The following is a 20,017-nucleotide window of genomic DNA, read 5'->3' as shown; positions in this document are numbered from 1 at the left end:
ATGACCATGAACCAGACTTTCCGCAATGCCCCCGACCTGCCCTCGCATTTCATGACCGATGAGCAGCAGGCGCTGGCCGATCAGGCCGGCAAGTTCTTTTTCTCCGAGTTCCATCACCTGAACGCGGAGATGGACAACACCGACGACCTGCCGGCCTCGGTTTTTCCGACACTTGGCGAGATGGGCTATCTCGGGCTGAACGTTCCGCCCGAGTTCGGCGGCGCCGGGCTGGATTTCACCTCGGCCTGCATCATCACCGAGCAGTTGTCGCGCGCCTCGGCCGCCATCGGGCTGACCCATGTGGCCCACGACAATCTGTGCGTCAACAACATCTACCGCAACGCCAATGATGATCTGCGGAAAAAATATCTGCCAGGCCTCTGCGACGGCTCGCTGATCGGCGCCCTGGGCCTGACCGAACCCGGTGCCGGGTCGGACGCGCTCGGCTCGATGCGCACTACCGCGCGGAAGGACGGCGACGACTACATCCTGAACGGCGCCAAGATCTACATCACCAACGGGCCGGTCGCCGATCTGGTGCTGGTCTATGCCAAGACCTCGCCCGAGAAGGGCGCCAAGGGCATTTCCGCATTCATCGTGGAAACCGACACGCCCGGTTTCAAGGTGGCACAGAAGCTGAACAAGATGGGGTTCCGCGGCTCGCCCACCGGGGAACTGGTGTTCGAGGATTGCCGCGTTCCCGCCCGCAACATGGTCGGCAAGCTCGACGGCGGCGTGGCCGTCACCATGTCCGGTCTGGATCTGGAACGCGCCATCGTCTGCTTCAACGCGCTCGGCATCGCGCAGCGGGCGCTCGATATCTCGATCGACTACGCCAAGACCCGCCAGCAATTCGGCAAGCCCATCGCCAGTTTCCAGATGGTACAGGCGATGCTGGCCGACATGTACACCCAAATCGAGGCGGCGCGCAGCCTGTCGCTGAAGACGGCGGCCATGTGCGAGGGCCTGGAAGAGGGCGCCGGCGGGCGCGGCGAGATCCACAAGCTGACCGCCGCCGCGATCTTCAAGGCCGCCGCGGCAACCTCGTTCGTGCTGGACAAGGCGGTGCAGATCCACGGCGGCTCGGGCTATATGCGCGACACCGAGGTGAACCGGCTGTTCCGCACGGGCCGGGTGCTGGAGGTCGGCGCGGGCACACAGGAGGTGCGCAAGCTGATCATCTCCGGTGAGCTTCTGAAGAACTGAGGCGCGCCATGACACAGCAGAAACAGAGATACGCATCCGATCTCATGGCCGGCCAGGTTGCCCTGGTGACAGGTTCGGGGTCCGGCATGGGGCGCGCCACAGCGCTTGAAATGGCCTCTTGCGGAGCCAGGCTGGCCTTGTTCGCGCGCCGCGAAGACCCCCTGCAGGAAACCGCAGAGATGATCCGCGCGGCAGGCGGCGAGGCCTTCGTGGTGCCGGGCGACACCCGCAACGAAGACAGCATCGAAGCGGCGATGAAGCGCATCAAGGGCCATTACGGTCGGCTTGACGTGCTGGTGAACAACGCGGGCGGGCAATACATCGCCGCCGCCCGCGATATCACCAACAAGGGCTTTGAGGCCGTGATCCGCAACAACTTGATCGGATCGTGGCAGATGACCCGCGCCGCGGCGGATCATTTCATGTACGACAACGGCGGATCGATCGTTTTTGTCACGGCCATTTCGGCCCGAACCGCGCTGACCGGGTTCACGCACACCGTCGCCGCCCGCGCCGGTGTGACGGGCATGATGAAAACGCTGGCCGCCGAGTGGGGCGAATACGGCATTCGCCTGAACTGCGTCGCCCCGGGCACGATCAAGACCGAGGCGCTCGGACGCTATCCCATTTCGCCGGACCACTGGAAACAGCTGAACCGTTCGGTTCTGAACCGGATGGGCGCGGCCGAGGACATTTCCGGCACGATCATATTCCTTGCGTCCAGATTGGGGGAATTCATCACGGGCGAAGACATTTATGTGGATGGTGGCGAAACCCTGCATCTGGGACACGACGCACGTGACATGATCAACCCCGAGATGTTCGAAAAGCGCGAGCGCGGAGATGGAAAGAATGAGTGAGACCCCAGTCCTGCTGGACATCTCCGACCGGATCGCCACGGTCACGCTGAACGACCCCGCGCGCCGGAACCCGGTTACCGGAAATGACATGATCGGTGCGCTTCTGGAGACCTTCGCGAAGGTGCAGGCAGACCCGCAAGTCAGCGTCATGATCCTGACAGGCGCCGACCCGGCCTTTTGCGCGGGCGGCGACATCAAGGAGATGAACGACCCCGACAGCGTGTTCCGCAAGGAGCCGCTTGCGACCGCTCAAAGCTATGTCGATGGGGTACAGCGCCTGCCCCAGGCTCTTTACAACCTCGACATCCCGACCATCGCGGCCGTGAATGGCGCGGCCGTCGGCGCCGGGTGCGATCTGACCATGATGTGCGACATGCGCATTGCCTCGCAGAACGCGAAGTTCGGCGAGGTCTTCATCAATCTCGGCATCATTCCCGGCGATGCGGGCAGTTGGTTCCTGTTGCGCCGACTGGGGCATCAGAAAGCGGCGGACCTGACCTTTTCGGGCCGGATGGTGGGCGCCGAAGAGGCGCTCGAGCTGGGCATGGTGCTAGAAGTCGTCGCCCATGATATGCTGATGGAATGTGCCCGCGAACGCGCCGCGGTCATCGCATCCAAGCCGCCTCGGGCCGTGCGCGTCGCCAAACGCCTGTTGCGCAACGCCGAACGCATGGATCTTCCCGATTTCCTGAATGCGGCCGCGGCATATCAGGCCTTGATGCACCAGACCGAAGACCATCACGAAGCCATCGCGGCCTTTCTGGAAAAACGAAAACCGAATTTCACCGGCCGCTGAAAGACAGATTGAATGTCCGAAATCACGCAAGAAAAGATGGACCAGATCGCGCAGATGTGGAACGCGCGCGGGAAGGGGCTGATCACCCACATGGCGTTGAAGATCGAGGAGGTCTCGACCGAAGCTGTCCAGGTGCGGATGCCGTTCAATCCGGACTTTTGCGTCGATGCGGACCAAACCCTGCTTCATGGTGGTATCCTGACGGCTCTTCTGGACAGTGTCTTTGGGCTGGCAAACTTTGTTGGAATCGAGGGCGTCAGCACCATGGCCACGCTGGATCTGCGGGTCGATTACCTGCGCCCCGCCCGATCGCGCGCCGATGTGATCGTCCGCGCCCATTGCTATCGCAAGACACGCCATATCGCCTTCAATTCCGGCAGCATCTGGTTTGACAATCATGTCGATGATGAAATCGCGCGCGGGACTGCCTCGTTTGCGTTGACGCGCGGCAAAACCAGCCTGTTTGAGGCAATGACCAGGGGAAAGCCATAAGATGGACCTGCAAGCCGTCAACATGAATGTTTTCCGGGTTCCGTTCTTCCGCTTTCTGAACTTTGATATTCTGGAAGTGGGCAAGTTCCATGCCAAAGCCGAGATGGCGTTTGATTCGCGCCATATCGGAAACCCGATTATGGAGCATTACCACGGGGGGATTATCGCCAGCTTCATGGAAGCCACAGCCGCCATTGCAGTCCAACCCGATTTCGCGGATGTGCCAGCCAAGCCGATCAACCTGACCGTCGACTACCTCAGACCTGGTGTGAAGGGACCGCTGACTGCGCAGGCGACCGTGACGCGGAAGGGATCGCGTATCGCAAGTGTAAGAGTACTGTCCTGGCAGGCAAGCCCGGAGAAATCCGTCGCCGAGGGCTTGTATCACTTCCTATTGGTCTGAGCCTTCGCGAGCGCGAAGTAAGCCGTTAGAGCTCCCCTCTCTAAGCGGTTGTTCCGCCTCGCAGATTCCGTTGAAAAGGAGCCTTACCAGCATGTCGGAAAACTCGGACAGGGTGTGGTATCCTTCCAGTCCCGCTTTCCGTGGGTCGAACCATTCAACGGTCCAGTTCAAGGCTCCCAGCATGACCTGGCGCAGAGGAACGATCTGTATGTCCTTTCTCACAGCACCGCTTTGCTGCGCATCGGACAACATCTTGTCCCAAACAGCCGCGTATTCGTGACGGATAACCCGGTGCCTGCGACGAAGCTTCGTGGGCAACATTCCATAGCTGCGGACATTTGCCGACGTGAACTCGCTGGCCCTGAATAGGAAATCCATATGAGCCGAAATGGCCGCCGATATTCTGGCACAATGATCGTTGGGCTCCCCGAACTGCTCAATGACGCGACTGACACCGACAAGTAGGTCGCTCAATCCGGTTTGCAACACCTCGTCTACTATCTTCTCTTTTGATTTGAAATGATAGTAGACGCTGCCCGCCTCCATATTTGCCTCAACAGCGATCTGGCGTATCGTCGTAGCCTTGTACCCCCTATCTCTCAAAACGCGCGCGGCCGCGCGCAGGACTTCGCTACGTGTCCTGGCCGCTTTTCCGTGGGGCTCGACCGGCTCCGGGAGGGCTATGACGTATGGCTTGGGGAGGCTACTTCCCGGACGACGCTTGTCGCACATTCCGTCCAGGATCAATCTGCTCATGCGTTCTGAGAGAATACTGACCGGATAACGTTTCACTTCGTACCATTCAACGGTCCAGTTCATCGCACTCAAGATGAATTGGCGGATGGGAGAAACTGAAATGTCTTTGCGCAATAGACCCTTGTCGCGGGCGTTCTGCAGGAATCCACCCCACAACTTAGCATATGAGCCGCGCAGTTCCCGGTGAGCGCGTCGTGCTTCCTCCGACAACATCGGGTAGTTTCGGATATTCGCAGACGTGAAGTCGCTATCTATCAAAAGGAAGGTCAGATGCGTGTCGACCAGTTTCGCGAAAGTTTCGCGGAAGGGTTCGTCATTTGCACCCGCACACCTAATTATCCTGGCCACCTCATTGTGTAGACGCCGGACACCGATGTCGAGCACCACATCCAGCATCTTCTCTTTTGAGTCGAAATGGTAATAGATGCTCCCGGCTTCGATGTTCGCTTCACGTGCGATCTCCCGCATCGACGTCGAATTAAATCCCTCATAGCGGAATAGACGCGCTGCCGCGCGGAGGATTTCCTCGCGGGTCCTTTCCGCCTTGCTCTGAACGTCGCCGGCAAGGCATGCTTGAGGCGGCTGCATACACATATGGCTTAGATAACAACTGGACAAAGGACTGTCTATTGCGATAAATCTAACGATTGTTAGAATATTGTTAAGCGCACCCTCTAGCTCAGCAGCTCTCACAAAGGTGCTCACAGACGTAGGAAGGCAGCCCAAATGCATGGATTGAATGGCAAACGTGTCATTGTCACCGGAGGCGGAAGCGGCATTGGCCGCGCCGTTTGTCAACGGTTCGGCGAGGAAGGTTCAGAGGTCGCGGTGTTCGACCTGAACGAAGAAGGCGCACAGGAGACCGTCCGCCTGATCCGGGATGCGGGCGGCAAGGCCGAGGCTTTCAAGGTAGACATCACCGATCGCGCCCAGGTTGACAAGTCCGTTGCCGAGTTCGAGGCCGGAGGTCCGATAAGCGTCCTGGTGAACAACGCAGGATGGGACGTGATCAAGCCATTCCTCGATACAGACGCGGATCTCTGGAAAAAAGTCATCGACATCAACCTCTACGGTCCGCTGAACATGCATCACGCGGTGCTTCCGGGCATGGTCAAGAATGGCGGCGGCCGCGTTGTCAACATCGCCTCCGACGCCGGCCGCGTCGGATCGTCGGGCGAGGCGGTTTATTCGGCCTGCAAAGGCGGCATCATCTCCTTTACCAAGACCGTGGCGCGGGAACTGGCGCGCAAAGGCGTTCAGCTGAACGCGGTTGCGCCGGGCCCGACCGATACGCCCCTCTTCGCCCAGGTCGCTCAGGGCGACGCTGGTGAAAAGATCGCGGAAGGCCTCAAGCGGGCCATTCCGATGAAGCGCCTGGCGCAGCCGAGCGATTACCCCGGAATAATCTGCTTCCTAGCTTCCGACGATGCAGGATTCATCACCGGCCAGGTGATTTCCGTTTCGGGCGGCTTGTCGATGCACGGTTGATCGAAAAATGAATACGTCCAATCAAGTGCCATCGCGGTCGAGGCGTGTCTAAGTATCCTCCCCAACTGGCCGCGCCTCAGGTGCGGCCTTTTTTTGTTTCATGCGAGGCAGAGAATGTTCCAACCGGACCCTGTTATTCAACGAGCAAGCACGCTCGCGGCGTTCATTGATGATTGTGGTGCGGGCAGTTACGAAGGTCTCGTCAAACGCGCCAACGCCGAACCGGAATGGTTCTGGGGTCGGATAATCGGCTATGCCGGTATCCGGTTCAATCGTCCCTATACGCAACTGCGGGATATATCCGCGGGGCCAGATTCGATCCGATGGGCTGTCGGGGGTACCCTGAATCTGACAGAGACCTGTCTCGACGCCCGCATCGCGGGAAAACTTGGCGACAAGACCGCGATCGACTGGGTTGGCGAGGATGGAAGCCGCCGCCGCTGGACCTATGCCGAGCTTGCCGCCGAGGCCGCCCGCGTCGCATCGGCCCTTGCCGCTCGCGGGGTGGAGCCCGGACAGGCGGTAGGTATCTACATGCCGATGATTCCGGAAATCGAGGCGGCGCTTCTGGGCATCGCACGGTTGGGCGCCGTGGCGGTGCCGCTGTTCTCCGGTTTTGCCGCGCACGCCATCGCCACCCGTCTGAACGATGCCCGTGCCGTTGCGGTGCTGACGGCAGATGCGACGCCCCGGCGGAGAAAACCCGTCTGGATGGAGGCGACGCTGGCCGAAGCCCTGAAGGAGGTGCCACTTGTCCATACCGTGCTCAGCCTGCGGCGGTTCGGCGGCATAGTGGCCGATCCAGTCCGCGATCTCGACTGGCAGGAGACCGTCGGCAAAGCTGACGCGAGGCGTCCCGCCTATCCGGTAGACGCCGATGCGCCCCTGCTTATCGCCTACACCTCGGGTACGACTGGCAAGCCCAAGGGCGTGGTTCATACCCATCTCGGCGTCCAGGCCAAGGCCACGGCCGACTTCTTGCTGTGCCTCGACATGAAACGCGACGATCGTCATTTATGGATGACTGACATGGGCTGGGTGATGGGGCCACTCACGCTTCTGTCGGTGCTGCTTTCGGGCGCCACGCTGGTGCTCGCCGAGGGTGCGCCCTCGATGCCGGACGACCCCTTCCGGCTGCTGCGCCTGGCCTCGGAGATGGGCGTCACCCACCTTGGCGTCGCCCCCACGCTGGTGCGGCAGTTCATGACCCAGGATCCCGGGCCACTTTCCGGCTACGTCCTTTCGCCGTTACGCATCGTCGCCTCGACCGGCGAACCTTGGACCGATGACGCCTGGCTGTGGCATCTCGACCATATCTGCCGCCGCCGCGCGGTACCGCTCAACATTTCAGGCGGGACCGAGTTGTTCGGCGCGATCCTGACTTCAACCGTATTGCACGAGGTCAAACCCGGTGGATTCTCTGCTCAAGCACTGGGGGTCGGCGCAAAAGTGCTGCGCGTGGACGGAAGCGAAGCCGCGCCGGGCGAGGTTGGCGAACTGGTCGTGACCCAACCGCCGATCGGGCTGACACCGACCATTTGGGGAGACCGGGAACGCTATCTCGAAACCTACTGGTCTACCTTCCCCGGCATCTGGCGGCACGGCGACTGGGTGCGCCGCGATCCGGATGGCACATGGTATATCCTCGGCCGCTCGGACGATACGTTGAACATTGCCGGCAAGCGCATCGGCCCGCCCGAGATCGAGGCGGCGCTGACCGAGACGGGGAAGGTGGTGGACGCGGCGGCCATCGCTGCCCCGGACGATCTGAAAGGCGTGGCGGTGGTCTGCGTCTGCGTCGCGTCGCCCGGTGTGTTGCCCGACGCGGCACTCGTGGAGCAGCTCAAGGACCGCGTGGGAGAGATCGTTTCCAAGCCCTTCCGCCCGCGCGAGATCCATTTCGTCGAGGCGCTTCCCAAGACCCGCAGCATGAAGACGATGCGCCGGCTCGTGCGCGCCGCTTTTCTGGGCGAGGATCCGGGCGACCTGTCCTCTGTCAGCAACCCCGAGACGATGGAAGCCATCGCCGCCCTGCGAAAGGACAAATCATGATTACCGTCTTCGGAGCAACCGGCACCACCGGCGCCCCCCTTGTCGATACGCTATTGGCCAAGGGCGCGAAAGTGCGCGCAGTCACCAGCGATCCGGCCAAGGTCGAAACCCTCGCGGCCAAGGGTTGCGAGGCTGTCGTTGCCGATTTCACCGATCCCGCTGCGCTGAATCGGGCCTGTTTAGCGGCTGAACGGATCTATTTGGTGACACCCGCGCACGGGCACATGCGCCGCTGGAAGGCCGATGCGATCGAAGCGGCGAAGGTGGCAGGGGTGCGCCACGTCGTTCTGGCCACCGGACTTGGCGCCTCGCCCAAAGCCAGGCTGACCTTTGGCATGTGGCATTCGGAAACCCAGGAACTGCTGAAGAAAAGCGGCCTGGACTGGACCTTCGTTCAGCCGACCTATTTCATGCAGAACCTGTTGTGGCAGGCCGGCAGCATCGCAAGGGACGGGGTTTATTACGACGATCTGGGGGGGCCTGTGGCTTGGATCGACGCCCGCGACATTGCTGACGTCGCGGCCGAGGCGCTGACCGGCGCGGGGCATGAAGGCAAGTCCTATGGCCTGACAGGTCCCGAGGCCCTGTCTGGAGAAGAGATTGCGGCGATTCTGTCGGAAGCGACGGGTCGGCAGGTCGCTTGCGCGCCGCTGTCGGCCGCGGACGCAAAGGCGGCGATGATCGCCGGTGGGATGCAGGACGAGGTTGCGGCGGCCATGATGGAACTGGCTTCGATCGCACCCAAGGGTTACCTCGCCGGCATCGAGAACACGGTGAGCGACGTGCTTGGACACCCGGCGCGCCGTTTTGCCGATTTCGTGGCCGAGCACCGGAATGCCTTCGGCGGGTGAACGGACGGCGCCGCTTTATCTGGAGTTGACGCCACCGGCCGGGGCGGCGGCTGCGGTAGACCACCTCTTCGTCTACCGCGATTGGGGTCACCTCACGGGACATGGCAGCGGCCGTTTTGCCACGGACCTCTTCACGCTTTCCTTCGCATTCGACCCGCTTCAGGGGAAAAATGCCCTCCCCCGCCCGGCCCTGACGCCACCCCGCCCCGCGTTCAGCCTGCGGATAGCGCCCTTCCGGGGAGTGTTGGCAGGGCTACGACTCGCTTCCGCGCCCGAACGGCTTCCGCCCGAGGCATCTCTCGTCGAACTGGCCCGTTTCCTGCTAAACTTTGCCATCGGCAACGAGACTCTTGTTCCGCTTGTAGCCGCGCTTGACCGGCTTGCCTGCGAACTAGGCTTCCCTGCGGTCGGCACGGCGCCTACCAGCGCTCGCAGCGAGAGGCGCAGCATCCGGGCGGCAACGGGCATGTCGCGCCGGCGGCTAGCCGCAACCCGTCGATTTCGGCATTTACTAGGCGGGCTTGCCAAACACGCACAACCCCTGGGCGAATTGGCGCTCGACACCGGCTATTACGACCAGTCGCACATGTCGGCCGCCTGCCGCGCCTTCGCCGGGAAGCCCCCCGGCGCGATTCGCCTTCAGGCAGCAGCACCATCCGATGGCCGTTTTTTCCAAGATAACAGGTTGAATAGCCAGTTAAGACTGATCATCGATCGCTGAAAAAGGGAGTGCAAGACAGTCTATGCCGGAATTCGAACCTAAGAATCCTGACTATGACGCGCGCGTGCGCGACAGTTTCGAGCGCCAGAAGGTGATGCAAACGCTGGGGATCGGTATTGCCGGACTCTCGCCCGGTCGTATCGTGCTGGAGATGGTACATAATGATGCCTTGACTCAACAGCACGGATTTCTGCACGCCGGGATCGTGTCGACCGCGCTCGACAGTGCCTGCGGCTATGCGGCCTTCTCTCTGATGCCCGCCGAGGCCGCGGTGCTGACCGTGGAATTCAAGATCAACCTGCTCAACCCGGCAGACGGCGAGCGGTTTCGATTCGTCGCGGATGTGGTCAAGCCGGGGCGCACCCTGACGATCTGCGAGGCGCGCGCCTTTGCGGTGAAGGGCGGGGACGAAAGGCTCGTCGCCGCGATGACCGGAACGCTGATGGCCCTTGTCGGGCGGACGGGCGTGGCCGGATAAGGCTGCAAGCCGCTTGGTCGGTTGACGGCCGGTCGATCGGTTGCCCGGAGCTTCAACTCCGGTTCTCCCGCCGGCGGCCTCTCAGTTCGTCAACCGGCTTTCCAGGATGTGGCGCTGGATCTTGCCGCTCGTCGAGCGCGGAAAATCCTCGAATGCGATGAACTGGAACTCGCGCGGGCGCTTGTAGCCCGCCAGCTTCTCGCGGCATAACTGCATCAACTCTTCGGCGCTCGGTCCATCGTTGCCGCATGCGACAAACGCAACAGGGCTTTCACCCCATTTCGCATCGAGCGCCCGCACAACCGCTGCATCGACCACACCTGGATGCGCAAGCAGCACACGCTCGATTTCAGCTGGATAGACGTTCTCGCCGCCGGTCTTGATCAGGTATTTCACCCGGTCCACGAAATCGATTGTACCATCGCGGTTTCGACGGAACAGATCGCCCATATGAAAGAAACCGTTGCGGAAGTCGCTGACGTTGGTGTCGTCGGCATTCCAGTATCCTGAAAACAGGGTCGGTCCACGCAACGCCATTTCGCCGGGCGATCCGATCGGGACGTCACGATCCTCGGGATCCACCAGCCGAACCTCGCAAAATGCGCTGATCCGTTTGGACAATGTCTCGGGCGCGACACCGGGGGCGATCAGATCGGCGGTGCCCGGCGGCAGACCGGTTTCTGTGGCTCCGAAGGAATTCAGATAGGGCGCACCGAGAAGACCCGTCAGTTCCGCGATCTGGTGCGGCGGCACCAGATCGGCCATCGCGCCGCAGACCCTGATCCCTTTCAACGGCAGTGGATTGGCGCGCCGTTCGGCGATGAAGGCCTCAAGCGCCCCGGGCATCATCACGAACCAGCCAATCCTGTGGCGTGACAGCGCCTCATTCATGACCGAGGGCTGCAGTCCATCCACCATCACCACAGTCCCGCCACGCAGAAGCGTCGCCAGCGCTTGATCGGTCGATGCCATGTGAAACATTGGCGCCCATGCGATGAAACCGTCATCGGGATCCAGCGCAAGCTGCGCCGCAAAGGCCATGGCACGCGCGATATGGGCACGGTGGCTGATTAGGGCGCCTTTCGGCAACCCGGTTGTTCCCGAGGTATAGAGTATCGTGAGGCCAGCCTCAGGATCATCCACCAGCGTGCCGGTGCGCGGGTCGGGGTTCGCCGAGGCCAGCGCCTGCTCCCATTCGGGTCCGATCTCCAGGCCGGGCAGATCCGACACTGCGCGAAAGGCATCACGCAATTCGGGTTCGGCCACGGCCAGCACCGGTTCGACCAGTTCGATGCAATGCTTCAGCTCGGGCGCGGCGAGCCGCCAGTTCAGGCAGGCGACAATGGCGCCGATTCTCGCCGCCGCAAGTTCCAGCTCAAGATACTCGACGCGGTTATGCGACAGGATGGCGATCCTGTCGCCGGGCGCCACCCCTCGCGACAGAAGCACCGACGCCAAGCGATCCACACGGTCGAGCAGTTCGCCATAGCTGCGGCGGGTCTCGCCATCCTCGACCGCAAGCGCGCCGTCCCTCCCCACCGCGCAGGTGCGGAAGACCGAGTACAGATCAGCGCGGCCCGCGCGCAGTACCTCAGGCAGCATCGCATCCTCCATTGTTACGGTGCCATCTCAGAAACTTTGAGCCAAGCGCACCCCTTCATCAATGGCGCGCAATGCATCGAGTTCGGCGGCTTCCTTGGCCCCGCCGATCATTGTGACCGCAACGCCGCGCGATGCAAGCTCGTCGGCCAAGCTCCGCTCGGGTTCCTGGCCAGTGCACAATATGATGGTATCGACGGCAATGACCCTTGGCTTGCCGTCCAAAAGGATATGCAGCCCGTCGTCGTCGATGCTGTCATAGACCACGCCGCACAAGGCCTCCACTCCATGCTTGCGCAGGGCGTTGCGCAGGATCCATCTCGTCGAGACGCCGAGCCCTGCACCGGGCTTCGAAGTCTTTCTCTGGAGCATGACAACTCTACGCCGCGAGGGTTTTGGCGCTAATGGATCGCTTACCAAAGAGCCCGGTGCGGCGAATTCCGGATCGACGCCCCATGTCGAGCAGAATGTTCCGGTGTTGTGGACCTCGGCTGGCTCGGTCACGAGGAACTCGGCCACGTCGTGCCCGATCCCGCCCGCGCCCATCACCGCAACAGTCTCGCCTGCGACGCGCGCGCCAGAGAGAATCTCGGCGTAGGTTGCGACACTGGGATGGTCTATGCCCGGCAGATCGGGAATGCGCGGGACCACCCCGGTCGCGATCACCACATGATCGAAACCCTCCAAATCATCGGCTTGCGCCCGCTGTCCCAGCCGCAGCTTTGCTCCGTGCTTTCTCATCTGACCAGCATAATAACGAAGGGTTTCGTTGAACTCGTTCTTACCCGGCGCCGCGCGCGCCAGGTTCAGTTGACCGCCAAGTTCGTCCGTAGCTTCGAAAAGCGTGACGTCATGGCCAAGCCGCGCCGCTTCGGCCGCCGCCGCCATTCCCGCGGCCCCGCCGCCGACAACCGCCACCTTCCTCGGCAATTCCGCAGGCGTGTCCCGGAATTCCGTTTCGCGCCCGGCTCGTGGATTGACGAGGCACCCGACCGGTCGGTCGGAGAATATGAAATCGAGACAGGCTTGGTTGCATGCAATGCAGGTATTGATTTCCTCGGCGCGGCCTTCGCGCACCTTCTTCACGAAATGCGGATCCGCAAGGAACGGCCGAGCCATCGAGACCATATCCGCCTCGCCGGAAACAATAATATCCTCCGCGATATCGGGAGTGTTGATGCGGTTCGAGGCCACTACCGGAATTGAAACCGCGGCCTTCACGTTGGCTGCGGCCTTTCGCCAGGCCCCCCGTGGCACGGGATAGGCTATGGTCGGTACACGCGCTTCGTGCCAGCCGATACCGGTGTTCAGAATGTCGGCTCCTGCCTTCTCGATCTTCTGTGCCAGCGCTGCGATCTCCTCGGTCGGTGCCCCCTCTTCGATCAGGTCCGCGGCAGAGATCCGGTAGATGATCAGGAAATCCGGTCCGCAGGCCGCGCGAACGGCGCGCACGATCTCGACCGGAAAGCGATGCCGGTTCTCGACGCTTCCGCCCCAGTCATCCTCGCGTTTGTTCGTGTGCGTGACGGTGAACTCGTTGATGAGATAACCCTCGGAGCCCATGATCTCGACACCGTCGAATCCGGCAGCTTGAGCATTGGCAGCGGCTTCGGCGAAATCCAAGATTGTACGGCGGATATCTGCATCACTCATCTCGCGGGGCGTGTACCGATTGATCGGCGCGCGAATCGGCGACGGAGCAACGCAATCTTCAATCTTTGCATATCGGCCGGCATGAAGAAGCTGCGCACAGATCAGGCTACCTTCGGCCTGGACTGCTTCGCAGATGGGACGCAGTTTCAGCGCCTCGTCCCGATCATCGATACGCGGACCGTCGGGATCAAATATTCCATCGGCATTGGGCGAAAAACCACCCGTGACCAAAATCGCCGCCTCGCCGCGGGCCCGCTCCGCATAAAAGGCAATCTGCCTGGCGATACCGTCAGGTTCGGTTTCAAGGCGCGTATGCATCGAGCCCATTATCACGCGATTGCGCAACGTCCTTCTGCCCGCGCTGATTGGTGAAAGTAGCGCCCAGTAGCCCGTTTCATCCAAAGACTTCATCATGCTCCCCTCCTTTGAAAACACCTCTTGCGCTGCATTCTAACGTTTGTTAGATTTTTTTAAAGAGGAATTCACCGCAATGGGAGGGCGGAGGGAATGCAGTTTCAGCCTACAGAGGACCAACAAGCGTTCCGCGAGACGGCGAAACGCTTTGCCACCGAAAAGCTGGCCCCCAGCTATCAGGAGCGGGCCGCCAAGCACGAATTCGACCGTGACCTGATCAGGGAAATGGGGGCGCTCGGCCTGATCGGCCCCGACCTGCCCGAGGAATTCGGCGGCTTGGGCGAAAGCTCTGTCACGTCGGGGCTGATCGTCGAAGAGATCGCCTATGCCGATTTCAACGCAAGTTACGTGCAGCTTCTGGGATCGCTCATGGGCGGCATGGTTGCCAAGCACGCCTCGCGCGACATCGCGTCGGAATGGGTGCCCAAGGTGGTTTCGGGTGATGCCGTCATTGGTCTGGGCCTAACCGAGCCGCGCGGCGGTTCGGATGCGGCGAACCTGATTCTGAAGGCCGAGAAATCCGGAAACGGCTGGCGGCTGAACGGTGAAAAGACCTCCATGAGTTTTGCCAGCCAGGCCGATGCGGCGGTAGTCTTTGCCCGTACCGGCGATCCCAATGGCGGTTCGCGCGGGGTCAGCGCCTTCTTCATCGACCTGAACCAACCCGGCATCAAGCGCACGCATTTCGACGACATCGGCACCAAGCCCGTCGGGCGTGGATCGGTGTTCTTCGACGATGTCTTCGTGCCGGCCGAAAACATGATGGCCGAGCAGGACCGCGCCTTTGGCACCATCATGATGGGATTCGACTATTCCCGTGCGCTGATCGGTCTGGAATGCCTGGGCGCGGCGCAGGCTTCGGTGGACGAGACCTGGGCATATGTGCAGGAGCGCGAGGCGTTCGGCGCGCCGATCGTGCAATATCAGGGCGTCAGCTTTCCGCTGGCCGAGGCGGAAACGCAGCTGACCATGATGCGCCAGCTTTGCTACTACACGCTGGACCTGCGGGACCGCGGCCTGCCCCACACCTCCGAGGCAGCGATGTGCAAATGGTACCTGCCCAAGACCGCCTGCGAGATTCTGCACCAGTGTCTGATCCTGCACGGGCATTACGGCTATACCACAGACCTGCCGCATCATCAGCGCTACAACGACGTTCTGGGCCTTCAGATCGGCGACGGGACCGCGCAGATCCAAAAGCTGGTGATCGCCCGCGAGAAGGTCGGTCGCATGGCGTTGCAATATGACAAGAAGGCGAAGGGGTCCGCGAAATGAGCGATCCCGTCATCGTCAGCGCCGAGGGCAACGTCGGCATCATCGAACTGGCCCGCCCCGAGAAATTCAATTGCCTGTCACTTGAGGTGCATGAGCGCATATCTGCCGCGCGTGCGGAATACGAGGCAAACCCGGCTATTCGGGCGATCCTCATCCGGGCGCAAGGCAAGCACTTTTGCACCGGTGCCGATCTGGTGGAAGTGAAAGTTAAATTGAACGATCCCGCCGCGCTGGACCATTTCATCGCCTTCGGCATGAACAACCTGCGCGCGCTCGAAACCTCCTCCCTCCCAGTCGTCGTGGCGGTGCAGGGGTTGTGTCTGGCCGGCGGGATCGAACTGATGCTGTCCTGTGACGTGTGTTTCGCCGCCGAGACCGCCCAATTCGGCGATCAGCACGCGCAGTTCGGCCTGATCCCGGGCTGGGGCGGGTCACAGCGGCTGACGCGTCTGATGGGCCTGCGCCGTGCGCTGGATCTGATGTTCTCGGCCCGCTGGCTCAAGGCGGACGAGGCCAAGGATGCCGGCCTGGTCAACTACATCGTGCCGGATGCGGATCTGCATCAGGCCGCGCTGGAATACTGCCAGAAGATCGCCACCCGCTCGCGTCCCGGTATCGCCGAGATGAAGCGGCTGGCACGCGAAGGCGCGGATCTCGGCATCGACCAGCAAATGCGGCTGGAGCGTGACGCCGCCGTGCGCGCGTTGCCCAGCGATGACGTCGCCGAGGGGCTCGACGCGTTCGAGAACCGGCGCGCGCCCGAATTCAAGGCCTAAGGAAGAAACTATGGACTTCACTTTAAACGACGAACAGCGCCAGATTTACGAATACGGCGGCCAGTTGGCGCAGAAATACGACAATGCCTTTTGGCTGGACCACGCGCGCAGGCACGAGTTCCCGCAGGAGATGTTCAAGCAGATTGCCGATGACGGCTTCCTGGGCATCATGGTGCCCGAGGAATACGGCGGCGCGGGCCTTGGCATGACCGAAATGGCCTTGTTCATGGAGGGCACCGCGAACCACGGCATTCCGCTTCTGATGATGGTGGTCGGGCCGACCATGTCGCTGGCCCATATCGCCAGCCACGGGAGCGAATTCCACAAGAAAGAGCTGCTGCCGGCGGCCTGCCGCGGCGATATCCAGTTCTGTTTCGCGATCACCGAACCGGGGGCCGGGTCGAACACGATGAAGGCCACCACGCTGGCCAAGCGCCGGGGCAACCGGTTCAGCCTGTCGGGTGAGAAGACCTTTATCACCGGGGCCGAAGTGGCCGACTACTGCCTCGTGGTGGCGCGGACCAAGCCGCATACCGAGGTCAGTCGCAAGACCGACGGCTTTACCCTGTTCGCCGTGGATCTGAAGAAAAAAGGTGTCGAAAAGCAGCGGGTGAAGATCTCGATCCCCCTGCCCGAAGAACAGTGGACGCTGTTCTTCGACGATGTGGACCTGGGCCCGGAGGATGTGGTCGGCGAGATCGACGAGGGCTTCTCGATCCTGTTCGACAGCCTCAACCCCGAACGCATCATCCTGGCCGCCCTGTGCTGCGGCATCGGTCGCTTCGCCCTGAACAAGGGGGTGAACTACGCGTCCGAGCGCAATGTCTTCGGTCAACCAATCGGCGCGCACCAAGGGGTGCAGCACCCGATGGCCAAGGCGCATACAGCGGTCGAGATGGCCAGCCTGATGACCCGCCGCGCGGCATGGGAGTTTGACAACAAGCTGCCCGCAGGGGCCTCGTCGAACATGGCGAAATACGCCGCCGCCGAGGCCGGGATCGAAGCGGTGGATGCCGCGCTTCAGGCGCATGGCGGATCGGGTTTCACCGAAGACACGGGGCTCTACGAGATGTACCCGCTGGTGCGTCTGCTGCGCACGGCGCCGGTGAACCGCGAACTGTGTCTCAGCTTCATCGGTGAAAAGGTCATGGGCATGCCGCGGTCTTATTGATCGCGCTGCCCGTCACGGAGGACGATATGCAATTTGGAACGCGCTTCAGGCGGCAAGATGCAGCCAACAAGTTGAATGATCGTTTCTGGCACGAGATCGAGGGCAAGCCGCTCGACGAGGTCCGTCGCATTCAGGAAGAGCGGCTGCGCGAGCAGATGGCCTATCTCATGGCGAACTCGACCTTCTATCAGGAAAAGTTCGCCGCAGCCGGTGTGGAATTCGACGATATCCGCACCATAGATGACCTGCGGAAGCTGCCCTATACCTACAAGACCGAGATCCGCGAGAGCCTGTCCGCCGAGCCGCCCTTTGGCAAGCATCGTGCCGCGCCCATGTCGGAGATCATCCAGATGCAGGCCTCGTCGGGCACCACAGGCAGCCCTTCATATGTGGCCCTGACCGAATCCGACGCCGAGATGTGGCACGAGATGACAGCGCGCTGTTTCTTTGCCAACGGCGTTCGGCCCGGCGACATGGTGCTGCATGCGTTTTCGCTGGCCAAGGGCTTTGTCGGCGGTATCCCGGTGATGCAGGGGTTGCAGTACATGGGCGCGATCGATGTGCCGGTGGGGGCGGATGGCGGTGCGGACCGCCTGTTGCGCGCCTGCGCCGACACGCGCCCGCGCTGTATCGTGGGCGCGCCGAATTTCGTTCTGCACCTGGCGGAAAAGGCGCCCGAGGTGCTGGGGTGCAAGGCCAGCGAACTGGGGGTCGAACATGTGATCGTCGGCGGAGAGCCCGGCGGCGGCATTCCCGCAATCCGCGCCAAGATCGAGGCCGCCTGGGGTGCGAAATGCACCGAGATGCTGGGCGGCACCGATCTGGGCGTGACCTACTGGGCCGAATGCGAGGAGCAGTCGGGCATGCATATGGTCAACATGGACTATATCATCACCGAATTGCTCGACCCTGACAGCGGCGAGATCATCCCTTGGAAAAAGGGGGCCGAAGGCGAGATGATCTATACCGCCATCGGCCGACAGGCGAGCCCGCTGGTGCGGTTCCGGTCTGGCGATTATATCGAAGTCATCGACACCGAATGCACCTGTGGCCGCACCGGGCCGAAGATCCGCTGCACCGGCCGCACCGACGACATGCTGATCGTGCGCGGGGCCAATGTCTTTCCATCGGCCATCAACAGCGTCATCACCGAAATGGTGCCGGAGACCAATGGCGTCATGCGTATCGTGGCCGATTTCGAAGGCCACACAACGCAGGGCGCGCTGACGGTGATTGTCGAACGCGGCCCCGGCCGCGATCCGGCCGACGACGCCACCCTCAAAAAGAAAATCGAGCAGCGGCTGCGCGACTCTTTGGTCTTCAAGGCCGACGTTCACCTGGTTGCGGCCGACACTTTCGAAAAACCCGGCGCCGCCAAGGTTGCCTTTGTTCTCAGGAAATACCCAGACCTGCCATGACACGAATGAAATCCCTACTCGATACCGGGTCCGACGACTTCCGGAAAAACGACGCGCGCTATCGCGAGAAGGTCGAAGAACTGCATGCGCTTCGGCTTCTGCAACGCGTCGGCGGCCCCGAAAAGGCGCGCGAACGGCATGTAAAAAAGGGCAAGATCCTGCCGCGCGAACGCATCGAGCGCCTGATCGACCCCGGCACGCCCTTCCTCGAGATCGGCGAGCTGGCCGGACTGAAAAAATACGATGGCGTGCCACCGGGCGCGGGTATCATCACCGGTATCGGCGTGATCGAGGGCCGCCAGTGCATGATCATCGCCAATGACGCCACTGTGAAGGGCGGCACCTATTTCGGCATGACCTCGCGCAAGCATGTGCGCGCCCAGAAGATAGCCTGGAAGAACCGGCTTCCGGTCATCACGCTGGTGGATTCCGGCGGTGCATTCCTTCCCGATCAGGAAAACATCTTCCCCGACGAAGGGCAGTTTGGGTCGATCTTTCACCAACAGATCGGCATGTCCGGTGATGGGGTGCCGCAGATCGCCGTGGTCATGGGGCCTTGTACCGCTGGCGGTGCCTATATCCCGGCGCTCTGCGACGAGGTGGTAATCGTGCGCGGCCAGGGCTTCATGTATCTGGGCGGGCCGGAGCTGACCTTTGCCGCAACCGGTGAGAAGGTGGATGCCGAAGAACTGGGCGGCGGCAAGATGCATTCGTCAGTGTCGGGCGTGACCGACCACCTGGCCGAGGATGACGCCCACGCGCTGGCCATCACGCGCGAGATCGTCAGCCATCTGGGCGAAAAGCCCCTGCCCCGCAAGACGCCCGAGACGCCGCGCCCGCCGGCCTATCCGGTCGAGGAAATCTACGGCATCGTCAGCCGCGACCCCAAGGTGCCGACCGACAACCGCGAGATCGTCGCGCGGCTGGTGGATGACAGCGATTTCCACGAGTTCAAGCCGCTTTATGGCGATACGATCATGACCGGCTGGGGCCGTATTCATGGGCACGAAGTAGGCATTCTCGCCAATACCGGCGTGTTGTTCGTCGAAGCCGCGTTGAAGGCCACGCATTTCATCAATCTTAGCGTGCAGCGCGACATTCCGCTGCTGTTTCTGGCCGACGTGAACGGCTTTATGGTCGGCCGCGAGGTCGAGCAGATGGGCATCGCCAAGGCTGGTGCCAAGATGATCACCGCCATGTCCTCGGCGCGGGTGCCGAAATTCACCATCATCACCGGCGGTTCCTACGGTGCGGGCTATCTGGCGATGCTCGGGCGCCCGTTCCAGCCGGACGCGATGTTCGCCTGGCCGACCGGACGGTCCGCGATCATGGGGCCGGAACAGGCCGCCAGCGTGCTGGCGCAGGTCCGCGCCCAGATCCACGAGCGCGAGGGCAAGAGCTGGACCCCCGAGGAGGAGGAAGCGTTCAAGGCGCCGATCCGCAAGGAGTACGAGGATTTCCAGGGGGCCTATAATTTCGCCTCCAACCTCTGGATCGACAGCGTGATCGAGCCTTGCGAGACCCGTGACGTCATGGCGCTGATGCTGGATGTGACATCGCGCAGACCCAAGGCCGAGACCAATTTCGGCGTGTTCAGGATGTGAGGAG

At 61.9% G+C, this 20,017-nt stretch carries 18 protein-coding genes; 15 read left to right on the top strand and 3 right to left on the bottom strand.

What is annotated here, in order from left to right:
* Positions 1 to 6 precede the first annotated feature (6 nt).
* The 5 genes from ACT2B0_RS21895 to ACT2B0_RS21875 are packed head-to-tail and all read left to right on the top strand — an operon-like array spanning position 7 to position 3,757.
* Positions 7 to 1,206 carry an acyl-CoA dehydrogenase family protein gene (locus ACT2B0_RS21895; protein WP_348195857.1) on the top strand — a complete coding sequence of 400 codons (1,200 nt, stop codon included), beginning with the start codon at positions 7 to 9 and terminating at the stop codon, positions 1,204 to 1,206.
* An 8-nt stretch (positions 1,207 to 1,214) separates the two neighbouring features.
* A complete protein-coding gene (locus ACT2B0_RS21890) occupies positions 1,215 to 2,066 on the top strand; it encodes an SDR family NAD(P)-dependent oxidoreductase (protein ID WP_209181572.1) in 852 nt (283 codons plus the stop codon).
* Positions 2,059 to 2,862 carry an enoyl-CoA hydratase-related protein gene (locus ACT2B0_RS21885; protein WP_348195858.1) on the top strand — a complete coding sequence of 268 codons (804 nt, stop codon included), beginning with the start codon at positions 2,059 to 2,061 and terminating at the stop codon, positions 2,860 to 2,862. The genes ACT2B0_RS21890 and ACT2B0_RS21885 overlap by 8 nt, the downstream gene beginning before the upstream one ends.
* A gap of 12 nt (positions 2,863 to 2,874) precedes the next feature.
* Positions 2,875 to 3,354, top strand: coding sequence for a PaaI family thioesterase (locus ACT2B0_RS21880; protein ID WP_473466489.1), 480 nt, complete (start codon positions 2,875 to 2,877; stop codon positions 3,352 to 3,354).
* A gap of 1 nt (position 3,355) precedes the next feature.
* Positions 3,356 to 3,757, top strand: coding sequence for a PaaI family thioesterase (locus ACT2B0_RS21875; RefSeq protein ID WP_348195861.1), 402 nt, complete (start codon positions 3,356 to 3,358; stop codon positions 3,755 to 3,757).
* Here ACT2B0_RS21875 and ACT2B0_RS21870 read toward each other — a convergent pair.
* Positions 3,746 to 4,981: a TetR-type transcription factor C-terminal domain-containing protein gene (locus tag ACT2B0_RS21870; protein ID WP_481658492.1), complete on the bottom strand. Its 1,236-nt coding sequence runs from the start codon at positions 4,979 to 4,981 to the stop codon at positions 3,746 to 3,748. The two genes, ACT2B0_RS21875 and ACT2B0_RS21870, sit on opposite strands and share 12 nt — an antisense overlap.
* Before the next feature lie 258 nt (positions 4,982 to 5,239).
* On the opposite strand from ACT2B0_RS21870, the gene ACT2B0_RS21865 reads away from it, so the two are divergent.
* The 5 genes from ACT2B0_RS21865 to ACT2B0_RS21845 all read left to right on the top strand — a co-directional run bounded on the left by ACT2B0_RS21865 (position 5,240) and on the right by ACT2B0_RS21845 (position 10,103).
* Positions 5,240 to 6,001 carry a glucose 1-dehydrogenase gene (locus ACT2B0_RS21865; RefSeq protein WP_473466484.1) on the top strand — a complete coding sequence of 254 codons (762 nt, stop codon included), beginning with the start codon at positions 5,240 to 5,242 and terminating at the stop codon, positions 5,999 to 6,001.
* Positions 6,002 to 6,115: 114 nt separating this feature from the next.
* The gene (locus tag ACT2B0_RS21860) at positions 6,116 to 8,053 is read left to right on the top strand and encodes an AMP-binding protein (protein ID WP_473466481.1); all 1,938 of its coding nucleotides are present in this window, start codon (positions 6,116 to 6,118) and stop codon (positions 8,051 to 8,053) included.
* Positions 8,050 to 8,904, top strand: a complete 855-nt coding sequence (locus ACT2B0_RS21855; RefSeq protein ID WP_473466478.1) for an SDR family oxidoreductase — start codon at positions 8,050 to 8,052, stop codon at positions 8,902 to 8,904. Before ACT2B0_RS21860 ends, ACT2B0_RS21855 begins: the two co-directional genes overlap by 4 nt.
* Positions 8,888 to 9,625: a helix-turn-helix domain-containing protein gene (locus tag ACT2B0_RS21850; RefSeq protein WP_473466476.1), complete on the top strand. Its 738-nt coding sequence runs from the start codon at positions 8,888 to 8,890 to the stop codon at positions 9,623 to 9,625. Before ACT2B0_RS21855 ends, ACT2B0_RS21850 begins: the two co-directional genes overlap by 17 nt.
* A 22-nt stretch (positions 9,626 to 9,647) precedes the next feature.
* Positions 9,648 to 10,103, top strand: coding sequence for a PaaI family thioesterase (locus ACT2B0_RS21845; RefSeq protein WP_348195871.1), 456 nt, complete (start codon positions 9,648 to 9,650; stop codon positions 10,101 to 10,103).
* 81 nt (positions 10,104 to 10,184) lie between these two features.
* On the opposite strand, the gene ACT2B0_RS21840 is transcribed toward ACT2B0_RS21845, so the two are convergent.
* Both ACT2B0_RS21840 and ACT2B0_RS21835 read right to left on the bottom strand, forming a co-directional pair.
* A complete protein-coding gene (locus ACT2B0_RS21840; RefSeq protein ID WP_473466473.1) occupies positions 10,185 to 11,705 on the bottom strand; it encodes a class I adenylate-forming enzyme family protein in 1,521 nt (506 codons plus the stop codon).
* A gap of 27 nt (positions 11,706 to 11,732) precedes the next feature.
* Complete coding sequence (locus tag ACT2B0_RS21835) at positions 11,733 to 13,766, bottom strand: FAD-dependent oxidoreductase (protein WP_473466566.1); 2,034 nt, start codon at positions 13,764 to 13,766, stop codon at positions 11,733 to 11,735.
* Positions 13,767 to 13,862: 96 nt separating this feature from the next.
* Between ACT2B0_RS21835 and ACT2B0_RS21830 the strand changes: the two genes are divergently transcribed.
* The 5 genes from ACT2B0_RS21830 (at position 13,863) to ACT2B0_RS21810 (ending at position 20,013) form a co-directional block, all read left to right on the top strand.
* The gene (locus tag ACT2B0_RS21830) at positions 13,863 to 15,044 is read left to right on the top strand and encodes an acyl-CoA dehydrogenase family protein (RefSeq protein ID WP_348195876.1); all 1,182 of its coding nucleotides are present in this window, start codon (positions 13,863 to 13,865) and stop codon (positions 15,042 to 15,044) included.
* The gene (locus tag ACT2B0_RS21825; protein WP_473466470.1) at positions 15,041 to 15,820 is read left to right on the top strand and encodes an enoyl-CoA hydratase/isomerase family protein; all 780 of its coding nucleotides are present in this window, start codon (positions 15,041 to 15,043) and stop codon (positions 15,818 to 15,820) included. The genes ACT2B0_RS21830 and ACT2B0_RS21825 overlap by 4 nt, the downstream gene beginning before the upstream one ends.
* A gap of 64 nt (positions 15,821 to 15,884) precedes the next feature.
* Positions 15,885 to 16,991: an acyl-CoA dehydrogenase family protein gene (locus ACT2B0_RS21820; RefSeq protein ID WP_481658491.1), complete on the top strand. Its 1,107-nt coding sequence runs from the start codon at positions 15,885 to 15,887 to the stop codon at positions 16,989 to 16,991.
* A gap of 26 nt (positions 16,992 to 17,017) precedes the next feature.
* The gene (locus ACT2B0_RS21815; protein ID WP_473466468.1) at positions 17,018 to 18,409 is read left to right on the top strand and encodes a phenylacetate--CoA ligase family protein; all 1,392 of its coding nucleotides are present in this window, start codon (positions 17,018 to 17,020) and stop codon (positions 18,407 to 18,409) included.
* On the top strand, positions 18,406 to 20,013 hold the full coding sequence (locus tag ACT2B0_RS21810) for an acyl-CoA carboxylase subunit beta (protein WP_473466465.1): 1,608 nt from the start codon (positions 18,406 to 18,408) through the stop codon (positions 20,011 to 20,013). Before ACT2B0_RS21815 ends, ACT2B0_RS21810 begins: the two co-directional genes overlap by 4 nt.
* The last annotated feature ends 4 nt before the right edge of the window (positions 20,014 to 20,017 follow it).

The sequence above is a fragment of the Nitratireductor sp. J20-h4 genome (assembly GCF_056780505.1).
Note: the sequence above shows the minus strand (reverse complement) of the source record. Positions and strands in the feature narration are given on the sequence as shown.

Excerpts from the sequence above, each read along its gene's own strand:
- ACT2B0_RS21865 (WP_473466484.1), top strand. The coding sequence starts at position 5,240 with ATGCATGGATTGAATGGCAAACGTGTCATTGTCACCGGAGGCGGAAGC.
- ACT2B0_RS21880 (WP_473466489.1), top strand. The coding sequence starts at position 2,875 with ATGTCCGAAATCACGCAAGAAAAGATGGACCAGATCGCGCAGATGTGG.
- ACT2B0_RS21815 (WP_473466468.1), top strand. The coding sequence starts at position 17,018 with ATGCAATTTGGAACGCGCTTCAGGCGGCAAGATGCAGCCAACAAGTTG.
- ACT2B0_RS21850 (WP_473466476.1), top strand. The coding sequence starts at position 8,888 with ATGCCTTCGGCGGGTGAACGGACGGCGCCGCTTTATCTGGAGTTGACG.
- ACT2B0_RS21895 (WP_348195857.1), top strand. The coding sequence starts at position 7 with ATGAACCAGACTTTCCGCAATGCCCCCGACCTGCCCTCGCATTTCATG.
- ACT2B0_RS21835 (WP_473466566.1), bottom strand. The coding sequence starts at position 13,766 with ATGAAGTCTTTGGATGAAACGGGCTACTGGGCGCTACTTTCACCAATC.
- ACT2B0_RS21830 (WP_348195876.1), top strand. The coding sequence starts at position 13,863 with ATGCAGTTTCAGCCTACAGAGGACCAACAAGCGTTCCGCGAGACGGCG.
- ACT2B0_RS21855 (WP_473466478.1), top strand. The coding sequence starts at position 8,050 with ATGATTACCGTCTTCGGAGCAACCGGCACCACCGGCGCCCCCCTTGTC.
- ACT2B0_RS21845 (WP_348195871.1), top strand. The coding sequence starts at position 9,648 with ATGCCGGAATTCGAACCTAAGAATCCTGACTATGACGCGCGCGTGCGC.
- ACT2B0_RS21890 (WP_209181572.1), top strand. The coding sequence starts at position 1,215 with ATGACACAGCAGAAACAGAGATACGCATCCGATCTCATGGCCGGCCAG.
- ACT2B0_RS21885 (WP_348195858.1), top strand. The coding sequence starts at position 2,059 with ATGAGTGAGACCCCAGTCCTGCTGGACATCTCCGACCGGATCGCCACG.
- ACT2B0_RS21840 (WP_473466473.1), bottom strand. The coding sequence starts at position 11,705 with ATGCTGCCTGAGGTACTGCGCGCGGGCCGCGCTGATCTGTACTCGGTC.
- ACT2B0_RS21875 (WP_348195861.1), top strand. The coding sequence starts at position 3,356 with ATGGACCTGCAAGCCGTCAACATGAATGTTTTCCGGGTTCCGTTCTTC.
- ACT2B0_RS21870 (WP_481658492.1), bottom strand. The coding sequence starts at position 4,981 with ATGCGGGAGATCGCACGTGAAGCGAACATCGAAGCCGGGAGCATCTAT.
- ACT2B0_RS21810 (WP_473466465.1), top strand. The coding sequence starts at position 18,406 with ATGACACGAATGAAATCCCTACTCGATACCGGGTCCGACGACTTCCGG.
- ACT2B0_RS21825 (WP_473466470.1), top strand. The coding sequence starts at position 15,041 with ATGAGCGATCCCGTCATCGTCAGCGCCGAGGGCAACGTCGGCATCATC.
- ACT2B0_RS21860 (WP_473466481.1), top strand. The coding sequence starts at position 6,116 with ATGTTCCAACCGGACCCTGTTATTCAACGAGCAAGCACGCTCGCGGCG.